This is a genomic window from Brevundimonas sp. NPDC007368, assembly GCF_042869015.1.
Taxonomy (GTDB): domain Bacteria; phylum Pseudomonadota; class Alphaproteobacteria; order Caulobacterales; family Caulobacteraceae; genus Brevundimonas.
In genome coordinates this window covers 266,509-277,517 of record NZ_JBIAFA010000004.1, presented here as the reverse complement: position 1 = coordinate 277,517, position 11,009 = coordinate 266,509, and the positions used below count along the sequence as shown (strand labels likewise).

10 protein-coding genes are annotated in these 11,009 nt (G+C 68.6%); 4 read left to right on the top strand and 6 right to left on the bottom strand.

Annotated features, from left to right (window positions below; translation table 11 throughout):
• Positions 1-2: 2 nt before the first annotated feature.
• The 4 genes from murU to ACFYLW_RS10530 form a co-directional block, all read right to left on the bottom strand.
• Positions 3-695 (bottom strand): N-acetylmuramate alpha-1-phosphate uridylyltransferase MurU, encoded by a 693-nt coding sequence (gene murU, locus ACFYLW_RS10545; RefSeq protein WP_312064254.1) that lies wholly within the window; start codon positions 693-695, stop codon positions 3-5.
• 166 nt (positions 696-861) lie between these two features.
• On the bottom strand, positions 862-1,950 hold the full coding sequence (gene amgK, locus ACFYLW_RS10540; protein ID WP_312064252.1) for an N-acetylmuramate/N-acetylglucosamine kinase AmgK: 1,089 nt from the start codon (positions 1,948-1,950) through the stop codon (positions 862-864).
• Positions 1,943-2,404, bottom strand: coding sequence for a tRNA (adenosine(37)-N6)-threonylcarbamoyltransferase complex ATPase subunit type 1 TsaE (gene tsaE / locus ACFYLW_RS10535; RefSeq protein ID WP_312064250.1), 462 nt, complete (start codon positions 2,402-2,404; stop codon positions 1,943-1,945). Before tsaE ends, amgK begins: the two co-directional genes overlap by 8 nt.
• Complete coding sequence (locus tag ACFYLW_RS10530; protein WP_312064248.1) at positions 2,401-3,240, bottom strand: 1-acyl-sn-glycerol-3-phosphate acyltransferase; 840 nt, start codon at positions 3,238-3,240, stop codon at positions 2,401-2,403. The genes tsaE and ACFYLW_RS10530 overlap by 4 nt, the downstream gene beginning before the upstream one ends.
• Positions 3,241-3,343: 103 nt before the next feature.
• Here ACFYLW_RS10530 and ACFYLW_RS10525 point away from each other — a divergent pair, with 103 nt between their 5' ends.
• Positions 3,344-5,437, top strand: a complete 2,094-nt coding sequence (locus ACFYLW_RS10525) for a S9 family peptidase (protein WP_312064246.1) — start codon at positions 3,344-3,346, stop codon at positions 5,435-5,437.
• Between the two features lie 71 nt (positions 5,438-5,508).
• On the top strand, positions 5,509-7,617 hold the full coding sequence (locus ACFYLW_RS10520; protein ID WP_312064245.1) for a S9 family peptidase: 2,109 nt from the start codon (positions 5,509-5,511) through the stop codon (positions 7,615-7,617).
• Between the two features lie 72 nt (positions 7,618-7,689).
• Here the strand turns inward: ACFYLW_RS10520 and ACFYLW_RS10515 are convergent, their stop codons facing one another.
• Positions 7,690-8,022: a hypothetical protein gene (locus ACFYLW_RS10515; RefSeq protein ID WP_312064244.1), complete on the bottom strand. Its 333-nt coding sequence runs from the start codon at positions 8,020-8,022 to the stop codon at positions 7,690-7,692.
• A gap of 191 nt (positions 8,023-8,213) precedes the next feature.
• Between ACFYLW_RS10515 and ACFYLW_RS10510 the strand changes: the two genes are divergently transcribed.
• Positions 8,214-8,888 (top strand): hypothetical protein, encoded by a 675-nt coding sequence (locus ACFYLW_RS10510; protein WP_313471904.1) that lies wholly within the window; start codon positions 8,214-8,216, stop codon positions 8,886-8,888.
• Here ACFYLW_RS10510 and ACFYLW_RS10505 read toward each other — a convergent pair.
• Entirely contained in the window at positions 8,885-9,412 is a 528-nt protein-coding gene (locus ACFYLW_RS10505; protein WP_312064240.1) for an SRPBCC family protein, read from the bottom strand. The two genes, ACFYLW_RS10510 and ACFYLW_RS10505, sit on opposite strands and share 4 nt — an antisense overlap.
• A 109-nt stretch (positions 9,413-9,521) precedes the next feature.
• Between ACFYLW_RS10505 and ACFYLW_RS10500 the strand changes: the two genes are divergently transcribed.
• The gene (locus ACFYLW_RS10500; RefSeq protein ID WP_292085230.1) at positions 9,522-10,967 is read left to right on the top strand and encodes an AMP nucleosidase; all 1,446 of its coding nucleotides are present in this window, start codon (positions 9,522-9,524) and stop codon (positions 10,965-10,967) included.
• The last annotated feature ends 42 nt before the right edge of the window (positions 10,968-11,009 follow it).

Below are 11,009 nucleotides of genomic sequence, written 5' to 3'. Positions count from 1 at the left end.
GGTCAGCCCTCGTCCTTCAGTCGCGCTTCGGCTTCGTCGCGGGCCTGAGGGTCGCCGACGTGCATCCAGTCGCCGTCCAGCACGCAGCCAAACAGGCGGCCAGCGGCGGCGGAAGCGCGCCACAGGGGGCTGAGCGAGAAGGGGCCGTCGGGGCCTTGGTCGGCGTAGTCGGGGCGGGTGATGTGGAGGCCCATATAGGCGAAGGGAGTGGAGGCGGCCTCGCCCCGGAAAGTGAGTTGGCCGTCGTCGGCCAGGAAGAAGTCGCCGCCGCCCTCGAAGCCGATGGCGCCGTCGCGTTTGGCCAGCAGCAGGGCGGCGTCCATGCGCTCGGGGTCCCACAGGCGGATCAGGGCAGACAGGGCGTCGCCGTGGTCGATCCAGACGCTGTCGATATTGGCGACGAAGACGGGATCGTCGCCGAGCAGGGGGCGGGCCTTCTTCAGACCGCCGCCGGTCTCCAGCAGTTCGGCGCGCTCGTCGGAGATGACGACTGCTGGATGTGTGCGGGCGGCCAGATGGCTCTCCAGCCGGTCGGCGAACCAGTGGACGTTGACCACGGCCTGCTCGACGCCTGCGTCCGCCAGCCGGTCGAGGACGTGGTCGATCAGGGCGCGTCCGCCGACCTCGACCAGGGCCTTGGGCCGGTCGTTGGTCAGGGGGCGCATCCGCGTGCCGAGCCCGGCGGCGAGGACCATCGCAGTCTTGGGGGCATTATGGGGAGCGGTCATGCGGCGTCTCCATGTCCGTCATTCCGGACGGCCCGAAGGGACGATCCGGAACCCAGGCGTCGGATGCCCGAAGCCGAAGCCTGGGTCCCGGCTCTTCGCTGCGCTGCGGCCGGGATGACGGAGGGTCTCAAGATCATCGACGCACATCCTCCGGCACGTGGCGGTCCATCCAGGCGGCGACGGCTTCGAGGCCGGGCGCCTTCAGGTTGGCGTTCAGGTGGGCCCACATGCGGGGCATGAAGGCGGCGTATTTCGGCTTGGCGTCGCGGGCGATCAGGCGGGCGAAGATGCCCAGAATCCGCGCCTCATTCAGCGCGGCCAGACCGGCGTACGACGCCATGAAGGTCTCGCGGTCGGTGTCGGGGCGCAGGGTGAAGTAGTGGTCTAGAGCGAGGGTCTCCAACTCCGGCGAGACGTCGCGGCGGGCGTCCTGCAGCAGGGAGTGGAGGTCCCACGACGGGTGGTCCTTCACCGCGTCCTGGAAGTCGATCAGGCCGACCGAGGCGGCGCCGGTCTTGCCGTCCAGCCGGATCAGGTTCTCGGCGTGATAGTCGCGATGGGCCATGACGGTGGCGCCCGCCTCGCCCGCCGCTGTGATCGGGGCCCAGACGGCGCGCCATTCGGCGACGGCGTCTTCATGGAAGGCCAGCGACGGGATCAGCTTCGGCAGCCATTCGACGAAGAGGTCGGCCCCGCCTTGCAGCGCCGTCTGGTCATAGGTTAGCAGGGGCCAGTCGCCTGCAGCCCCTGTCAGGACCTCGGGCGTCGGGGCGGCATGCAGGACGGCCAGGGCCTCGACGGCGGCGCGGTAGAGGGGAGCCTCCTCGGCGCCCTCATTGATGACCTTGGCGAACAGGGCGTCGCCGAAATCCTCGATCACGGCCAGGCCGTTCGGGGCGTCGACGGCGATGATCTCGGGGGCGGACAGGCCGAGGGATTTGAGGTGGGCGGCTACGGCGACGAAGGCCTCGATGCGACCGGCGGACAGGCGGGCGACGGCGTTCCAGCCGTGGGCGTGGCGTTGCTCCGGCGTCCACGACGGATCACAGGGCTGGCTCTCGGCGGCGGGAGCCTGATCCATCAGCATCAGGGTGGCGCCGGAGGTCGTGGTCAGGCGCTCATAGCGACGCGTCGAGGCGTCGCCGGGCAGGGGCGCGCGGGCCGCCTCGGCCAGACCGGACGAGCGCAGAAAATCGAGACGGAGGGCTTCGCGGTCAGACATGGACTTCCTTCAGTTTCGCTTCCCACGACCCTGCGCCAGAAACGGTCGCAAGCCGGCCTTCGCCGTCTTCGGCGATGGTGATGCTCAGCCGGTCAGGGCCGAGCATCCGGCCCGGGTCTTCGCCCAGACGCTCGGGCCATTCGATCAGGGCGCAGCCCTCGTCCAGAGCCTCGTCCAGACCGATCTCGAAGGCCTCCTCGGGACGGGTCAGGCGATAGAGGTCGAAATGGGCGACGGGCGGATCGCTCTCGTAGAACTGGACCAGGGTGAAGGTCGGCGACGGCACGTCCTCGTCGGGCGAGGTCATGGCGCGGATCAGGCCGCGCGCCAGGGTCGACTTGCCCATGCCGAGCGGGCCGTAGAGCAGGACGGCCTCGCCGGGCTCCAGCAGGGGGGCGATGGCTTCACCGAGGCGGGTCGTGGCCTCGGCGTCGATCAGTTCAAAGGTCGTCATGCGAACACCGCGTCGGGGTCGGTCGAGAGGACGCGCTCGACAAAGGTTTTCAGCGCCTCGGTGGCCTTGGCCGCGTCGATATCGAGCCGTTCGGACGGAATGGGGTGGCCGACGCTGAGGTCGAACGCGCGGCCCTGCTTGTTCAGCAGCTCGTGGAAGAGGGTGATGTCGCGCAGTTCCTGGGAGAAGCGGTCGAACAGGTGGAAGAGGCGGCTGGTCGGCCCGGCGACGTGGATGGGGACCACCGGGGCCTCGTACTTACGGGCCAGCGACGCCGCCGTTGTGGCCCATTCGGGATCGGTCAGTCGGCCTTGCTCATCGACGCGCGCCAGCCGCCCGGCAGGGAACATGACGACGCAGCGCTCGGCCTCGAAGGCGTCCTTGGCCGATTGCAGCGTGGCGCGGGTCTTCTCGCGGGTGCGTTTGGCGGTGACCCATTCGACCGGGATGACGGTTTCCGCCAGGCGAGGCGAGACGCGAAGCGCATCGGCGTTGGCGAAATAGATCAGATCGTCGCGCACGGTGCGCAGGGCGTCGTGCACGGCCAGGCCGTCGGCGATGCCGGTCGGGTGGTTGCAGATGACCAGGCAGCGGCCCGTGGCGGGCAGACGGTTCAGGTTCTGCGTCTCGACCGTCAGTTCCAGCAGGTTGGAGACATAGTCCAGGGCCTCGCGCCCGGCCATCGGGCCGATGGCGTCGGCCATGCGCCGGGCCTTGGCGTAGTCGAGCAACCCATAGAGGGCGGGGCGAACCAGCGGCCAGGCGGCGGAACGCGTCAGGCGCGGCGCGCGCTCGGCGATCAGCACGTCGACGATATGGGACGAGGCGGGACTCATGACCCTGCTTGTCGCCGCTCCCGGCGGCGGCGGCAAGCGGCTTGGCGCGCGGGATTCGACGGCCTATCAATCCTGCGACGCTGTTTCAGGGATGGGTTAGAAGATGCAATCACGCTGGATGCTGGCCGCCGCTTTCGGCGTCTTGATGACGGCGGCTTCGCCCGCCATCGCCCTGAGTGAAGCGGTCCAGACCGCCGCTGCGCCTGCCGTCGAGGCCCCCGCCGCCCGCGCCGGGCTCGGGGTCAAGGAACTGGCGATGATGGAGCGGGTCAGCGATCCGCGCGTCTCGCCCGATGGTCGCCGCATCCTCTACGCTGTGCGCACCACCGACTGGGACGGCAACAAGGGCGTCAACGCCCTGTGGCTGGCCGACATCGACGGAGCGACGCCGCCTCGCAAGCTGGCGGTTTCCGAGGGCGGCGTCTCGGGCGCGCGCTGGGCGCCGGACGGTCAGGCCATCTATTTCCTGTCCTCGCGCGGCGGATCGAACCAGGTCTGGCGCGCCGATCGTGAGGGCATGGCGGCGGCCCAGGTGACGACCCTGCCGATCGAGGTCTCGGGCTTCCGCATCGCCGAAGACGGGCGTTCGCTGATCCTGGCGGTCTCGGTCTTCACCGACTGCGCCACCTTGCAATGCGTCAAGGACCGGCTGGCCGAGCGGGCCAAGAGCGGGCTTCAGGCCTATGACCGCCTGCCGCTGCGGGTGTTCGACCGCTGGGCCGACGGGCGTCGCACCCACCTGTTCAGCCAGCCGCTGAACGGCTCTGGCCTGGCCGGCGGCGAGGCGCGTGACCTGATGCCGGGTCTGGACGCCGACGTGGCGGCGGGCGACGGCGACTTCACCCTGTCGCGCGATGGCAAGACCCTGATCTACAGCACCCAGAAGCAGGGCGCGGGCGAGCCGTTCACCAACAACAGCGACCTCTACCGCGTGTCGCTGGACCGCGGCGCCCCGGTCAACCTGACCGAGGGCAACAAGGGCGCGGACGGCAATCCGGCCTTCTCGCCGGACGGTCGTCGCCTGGCCTGGCTGGCCTCGCCGCGCGAGAACGTCGGGGGGGATCAGGCCGTGGTCATGATCGCCGACGCCAGCGGCGACAACGCCCGGCAACTGACCCACTGGGATCGCGGGCCGTCGGGCCTGACCTGGCGCTCGGACGGTCGCGCCCTCTACGTCACCGCTGCGGATGAAGGCCAGAACCGCCTGTTCGAGATCGACGCCCGCACCGGTGCGGTGAAGGCCCTGACCGGTGACGGCGCGGTCAACGCCTTCGACGAGGCGGCAGGCGTCGTGGCCTACGCCCATGACAGTTTCACCGCCCCGACCCAGGTCTTTGTGGCGAAGAACGGCGGCGCGGCGCGTCAGGCGACCCGGCACAACGCCGAGGTTCTGGCGCGTCTGGACCTGCCGCAGGCCGAGCCCTTGAGCTTCGCTGGCTGGAACAACGAGACGGCGCACGGCTGGGTGTTCAAACCGGCTGGCTATGTCGAGGGCCGCCAGTATCCGGCGGTCTATCTGATCCACGGCGGGCCCAAGTCGCCGTGGACCGAGAGCTGGTCCTATCGCTGGAATCCGCAGGTCTATACGGCGGCGGGCTATGCGGTGGTCATGGTCAATTTTCACGGCTCGCCGGGCTATGGCCAGGCCTTCACCGACGCCATCAACGACCACTGGGGCGACCGCCCGCTGGAGGACCTGCAGAAGGGCTGGCAGGCCGCGCTGTCGGCCAATCCGTGGATCGACGGCGACCGGGCCTGCGCGCTCGGCGCCTCCTACGGCGGCTATATGGTCAACACCATCGCGGGCAAGTGGAACGGGCCGTGGCGCTGCCTGGTCAACCACGCCGGGGTGTTCGACGTGCCTCAGCTGATGAACGCCATGGATATCGGCAACTTCATCCACGAGTTCGGCGGCCCCAGCTGGACGCGCAAGGACCTGTACGACGCCTTCAACCCCGAGACCTATGTCGCGGACTGGAGAAAGCCCATGCTGGTGCTGCATGGGTCCAAGGACTTCCGCGTGCCAATGGAGCAGGGTCTGGCCACCTTCTCGGCCCTGCAGCGCGAGGGCATTCCCAGCCGCTTCGTCCACGTCCCGGATGAGAGCCACTGGGTGCTGAAGCCCCGGACCTGGGTCGACTGGCAGCAGGAGATCCTGGACTGGACCGCGCGCTGGACGGCGGAGGGGCAGAACTAAAACGGGACTTTGCGGGCGGCGCATGGGGGTATAGGCCTTCGGGCAGATCGAAATCCGCTTGAGGAGCGTCCATGCGCCGCCTGCCCCATCTTCTGTCTGGCCTCAGCGCCGTCGCCCTGCTGACGGCTTCGGCCCTGCCGGCCCTGGCCGAGGCGCCTGTTCCCGCGGCTGCGGTCGCTGCCCCTGCCGCCTCCAATGCCTTCACCTATCAGGACATGATCTCGGCCAATCGGCTGGGCGATCCGCAGGTGTCGCCGGACGGCGAGTGGGTGGTCTATTCGCTGACCCAGACGGACGTGGCGGCCAACCGCCGCTCCAGCGCCCTCTACATTCTGAGCCTGAAGGGCGAGGGCGAGGCGCAGAAGCTGGCCATTTCCGAGGGCGGCGCCAACACCGCCCGCTGGGGCGCCGACGGCAAGCTCTACTTCCTGTCGGGCCGTTCGGGGTCGAGCCAGGTCTGGGTCTCGGCCGATAAGGGCGCGACGGCCACGCAAGTCACCAGCCTGCCGACCGACGTCAACGCCTATCGCGTCAACGCCGCGGGCGACGCCGTCGCCGTGTCCCTGGCCGTCTATCCGGAAGCCGCCGACCTCAACGCTTCGGTCGCGCGCGCCAAGGCCGCCGCCGAAGTGAAGTCGACCGGTCAGGTCTATGACCGCATGTTCGTGCGCCACTGGGATACCTGGAGCGACCACACCCAGAACCACCTGTTCGTCCAGACCATCGGCGCGGACGGCAAGGCGGGCGGCGATCCGATCTGGGTGACGAAAGGTTTTGACGGCGACACCCCTTCCAAGCCCTTCGGCGACGAGAGCGAGTTCGTCTTCGCCCCTGACGGCCGTTCGCTGGTCTTCTCGGCCCGCGAAGCCGGCAAGAGCGAGCCGTGGAGCACGGACTTCGACCTCTACAGCGTCGCCGTCTCGGCGCCCGGCCAACTGACCAATCTGACCGAGGCCAACCCCGCCTGGGACACCGGCCCGGTCTTCTCGCCGGACGGCCAGACCCTGGCCTATCGCGCCATGGCCCGCCCGGGCTTCGAAGCCGACAAGTATTCGATCTTCCTGCGTGACGTCTCTACCGGCCAGACGCGCCAGATCGCGGCCAACTGGGACCGTTCGGCCGACGGCCTGCAATGGTCGGCGGACGGCAAGACCCTCTACACCACCGCCGGCGACGTCGGTCAGACCCGCCTGTTCGCCATTGATGCGCGCAACGGCTCCGTCATGCCCCTGACGGGCGAAGGTCATGTCTCGGCCTTCGGCCAGACGCCATCGGGCTTCGTCATGGCGGTCGACACCCTGACCTCGCCCAGCGACCTCTATTTCAAGACCTGGCGTGGCCGCGAGATGCCGCGTCGCCTGACCAATGTGAACCCGCAGCTGGCCAACAAGGCCTTCGGCCAGTTCGAGCAGTTCAGCTTCCCCGGCTGGAACGACGAGACGGTGCACGGCTTCGTCATCAAGCCGGCTGACTATGTCGAGGGCCAGAAGTATCCGGTCGCCTTCCTGATCCATGGCGGGCCGCAAGGTTCGTTCGGCAATAGCTGGTCCTACCGCTGGAACCCCGAGACCTATGCGGGCGCCGGCTATGCGGTGGTGATGATCGATTTCCACGGTTCGACCGGCTACGGCCAGGAGTTCACCGACGCGATCAGCCAGCACTGGGGCGACCGCCCGCTGGAAGACCTGCAGAAGGGCTGGGCCGCGGCTCAGGAGAAGTACAGCTTCCTGGACGGGAACAACGCCTGCGCGCTCGGCGCCTCCTACGGCGGCTATATGATCAACTGGATCGCCGGCAACTGGTCCGATGCGTTCAAGTGCCTGGTCAACCATGACGGGGTCTTCGATACCTTCGGCATGGGCTATTCGACCGAGGAGCTGTGGTTCACCGAGTGGGAATACGGCGGCACGCCGTGGGAGAACCCGGAGGGCTATCAGAAGTTCAACCCGGCCAACCACGTCCAGAACTGGAAGACGCCGATGCTGGTGGTCCAGGGCGACCTCGACTACCGCATCCCGACGGCGCAAGGGTTGTCGACCTTCACCGCCCTGCAACGTCGCGGCATCGACAGCCGGCTCGTCTTCTTCCCCAACGAGAACCACTGGGTGCTGAAGCCGGCCAACAGCCTGCAGTGGCACAACGAGGTCTTCGGCTGGCTGGACAAGCATCTGGCCAAGTAGGGCCGGACATTCGACCAAAGAGAAGGGCGCGGCCAGCGACGGCCGCGCCCTTTGTCGTTTTGGACTGGTGGGTCAGTGGGCGGCGTAGGCCTGGGTCAGATGGACGTAACGGCCATGCTCGCGCTCGGTCATGCAGCGCGGGGTGGTCCAGCCCTGACCGGCGGCCTTGGCCTCGGCGGCTTCACGCGCGGTCAGGAAGATGGGTTCGGCGCCATACTGCCGGGTGAAGGCGGTGCGGGTGGCGGCGTCGGTCTCGCAGATCAACACCACGCGCTGCGGCTGGACGGCCGAGACGCGCGTCGGCTGCGGCCTCTGGCTCCGCGGACTCTGTTCGGGCGACTGGGCCAGAACAGGCGCGGCTCCGGCGAGCAGCAGGGTCGAGACGGCGACGGCGATCAGGCGCATGCGATATCCTCCCTTGGCCGGAATTCGCTCCGACTTCAGAGCGAATTATGCGCTCAATTTTTTCAATGTAAATATTTTACGACAAAACGATGAGTGAAGCGTGACATTCGGCCCGAAGGCGCCCGAGTGGGATTGAGCAAACGTCTCGCCTCATGCCTAAAAGGGCGAGTTTTCCTGATCGTCGGAGCGCCATGACCCGCAGAGGCCTGTTCGTCTCCCTGCTTGGCGGTCTGCTGGTCGCGCCGTTTGGCGCGAAGGCCGCAAGTCGGAACAGTCGCCTGCGCTATGGCGAGGATCCGCATCAGACGATCGAGGTCCATGCGCCGCGCGGCGCGCGGGGGCTGCCGGTTCTGGTGGTGTTCGGCGGGACACGCGTCGCGGCGCTTCGACTGGCGAGGGGCGGTGTCGTCGTGGTGTCGGCGGGCTTGCGGATGGCGGGGAGGCCACCGCGAGCCGTGGTCGCAGATGCGGGCCTGGCGACGGCGTGGGTCGCCGCGCGGGCGCAGACGTTCGGAGGCGACGCCGCGCGATTGGGCGTGCTGGGCCTGGGGGCGAGCGCGGACGTCGCCCTGATGCTCGCCCTTGACCGACGCTACATGGCCGCGCGGGGACGGCCCGATCTGATCCGGGCGGCGGGGGCGATGGACCGGCCGGCGGCTTCGGCGCGGGACCTGACCGCGACGCGGCCCGAGGCCTATGTCCGGTCCGGCGGGCCGCCGCTCTGGCTGGGCGGTCGGGACCCGGCCTCGGTCGTGCTGGCGCGCCGGATCGAAGCGGTCGGCGGCCAGGTGCAAAGCCTCGTCCGGTCGGACGACGCTGGTTTGACGCAGGCCGCAGCGGCCTTCTTCCGCCGCGAACTGATCTAGTCGCCGGACTCGGCGCGGGTCTTCAGATTGACCAGTTGCGCCGACAGGACGCCGTCAACCGGGGCGGCCCAGGCTTCAAGCCCGCCGGGCGTATAACCGCCCACGATATAGGACCAGGTCAGGACGCTGTTTTCGCCCTCGGCCTTGAGGTCGAAGGTCAGGCCGCCGGTCGCGCCCTGACCCTGAAGCGGTCCCAGCCCCCCGCGCAGCACCAGCCTGGAGCCCGGCTCGACCAGGGCCGTCTCCAGATGGCGCGAGGTCCGGCCGTCCGCAGCCTTCTCGCACCAGCAACCGCCGGGCGCCAGGTCCAGGGACAGGATCGAGTGACTGAACCAGCGATGGTCGCGGCTCCACCAGGCGTCGGGTGTGCTCAGCACGGCCCAGACGCGGGCGGGCGGGGCGCTGATCGTCACCGACCCGCCGACTTCGAATCCCCCGGGCGTCGCCGACTTTACCTCGGCGATGGCGGGCGCGGCGCTCAGCGTCAGCAGGGCGATGGCGGCTGAAATCAGGCGTCTGGACATGGGTTCCTCCTGGGTGACAGCGGAACGCCTTCCGCGCCGTCCGGTCAACAGTCGTGTCCTTGTGTTTCCCCCGTCTCGCCATGGTCACGGTTTTCCGCTAGAGGAAGTCATGACAGACAAGATGACCCCCCAGGCGGCGCTGGACCGCCTCGAAACCCTCTACAATCAATCCGTCGCCAACCTGCGCACCGCAGTGAAGCGCTTCCTCGAAACCGGCGAGCGCGCCGATCCCGAGGCCCGGGCCGCTGGCCTGTTCGCCTATCCGCGACTGACCGTCAGCTGGTTCGGCGACCGCCCCCATGACCTCGAGATGCGGGCCTTCGCCCGCCTGTCGCGGCCCGGCGTCTATACGACCACCGTCACCCGTCCCGACCTGTACCGCGACTATCTGCTGGAGCAATTGACCCTGCTGACGACCGAGTTCGGCGTCACCATCACGGTCGAGCCTTCGGATCAGGAAATCCCCTTCCCCTATGTGCTGGACGGCTCGGGCGTGGCGCTGGACAGCACCATGACGGCGGCTATCGCCCGCTGGTTCCCGACCACGGATCTGGCCCACATCGGCGACGAGATCTCGGACGGCCTCTTCGCGCCGGGCGAGGACTTCCCCCTGGCCCAGTTCGACGGTCTGCGCACCGACTTCTCGCTGGCCCGTCTGCGCCACTACACCGGCACGCCGGTCGAGGATGTGCAGTCCTATGTCCTGTTCACCAACTATCACCGCTACGTCGATGAGTTCGTGCGCTGGGCCTGCGCCCAACTGGCCGATCCGACCAGCGTCTATCAGACCCTGTCGTGCGCCGGCGGCGTCGTCATCGACCGCGAGACCCCCGACCCGGAACGCGCCATCATGGACGCGGCCTGGCGCCGCCATCAGATGCCCGCCTATCACCTGACGCGGGCCGACGGTCAGGGCATCACCCTGGTCAACATCGGGGTGGGGCCGTCGAACGCCAAGACCATCTGCGACCATCTGGCCGTCACCCGTCCGCACGCCTGGATGATGATCGGCCACTGCGGCGGTCTGCGCGCGAGCCAGACCATCGGCGACTATGTCCTGGCTCACGCCTATCTGCGCGACGACCACGTGCTGGACGCGGTCCTGCCCGCCGACATTCCGGTGCCGAACATCGCCGAGGTGCAGCGCGCCCTCTATGACGCGACCAAGCTGGTCTCGGGCGCGCCGGGCGAAGAGGTCAAGAAGCGCCTGCGCACCGGCACCGTCGTCACCACCGACGACCGCAACTGGGAGCTGCGCTATTCCAAGTCGGCCCTGCGCTTCAACCAGAGCCGCGCGGTCGCCATCGACATGGAATCGGCCACCATCGCCGCCCAGGGCTATCGCTTCCGCGTGCCCTACGGGACCCTGCTGTGCGTCTCGGACAAGCCGCTGCATGGCGAGATCAAGCTGCCGGGTCAGGCCAACCGCTTCTACGAAGGCTCGATCTCGGAACACCTGCAGATCGGCATCCAGGCGGTGGACCTGCTGCGGGCCGAGGGCGCCAAGCTGCACTCGCGCAAGCTGCGCGCGTTTGATGAGCCGCCTTTCCGGTAAGAGAAGGGCGCTATCGCTCGCCGCGCGGCGCTGCTTGAGCGC

Coding starts and splice junctions, on each gene's coding strand:
- murU (WP_312064254.1), bottom strand. CDS start 695: ATGGTCCTCGCCGCCGGGCTCGGCACGCGGATGCGCCCCCTGACCAAC.
- ACFYLW_RS10515 (WP_312064244.1), bottom strand. CDS start 8,022: ATGCGCCTGATCGCCGTCGCCGTCTCGACCCTGCTGCTCGCCGGAGCC.
- amgK (WP_312064252.1), bottom strand. CDS start 1,950: ATGTCTGACCGCGAAGCCCTCCGTCTCGATTTTCTGCGCTCGTCCGGT.
- ACFYLW_RS10520 (WP_312064245.1), top strand. CDS start 5,509: ATGCGCCGCCTGCCCCATCTTCTGTCTGGCCTCAGCGCCGTCGCCCTG.
- tsaE (WP_312064250.1), bottom strand. CDS start 2,404: ATGACGACCTTTGAACTGATCGACGCCGAGGCCACGACCCGCCTCGGT.
- ACFYLW_RS10525 (WP_312064246.1), top strand. CDS start 3,344: ATGCAATCACGCTGGATGCTGGCCGCCGCTTTCGGCGTCTTGATGACG.
- ACFYLW_RS10510 (WP_313471904.1), top strand. CDS start 8,214: ATGACCCGCAGAGGCCTGTTCGTCTCCCTGCTTGGCGGTCTGCTGGTC.
- ACFYLW_RS10500 (WP_292085230.1), top strand. CDS start 9,522: ATGACAGACAAGATGACCCCCCAGGCGGCGCTGGACCGCCTCGAAACC.
- ACFYLW_RS10505 (WP_312064240.1), bottom strand. CDS start 9,412: ATGTCCAGACGCCTGATTTCAGCCGCCATCGCCCTGCTGACGCTGAGC.
- ACFYLW_RS10530 (WP_312064248.1), bottom strand. CDS start 3,240: ATGAGTCCCGCCTCGTCCCATATCGTCGACGTGCTGATCGCCGAGCGC.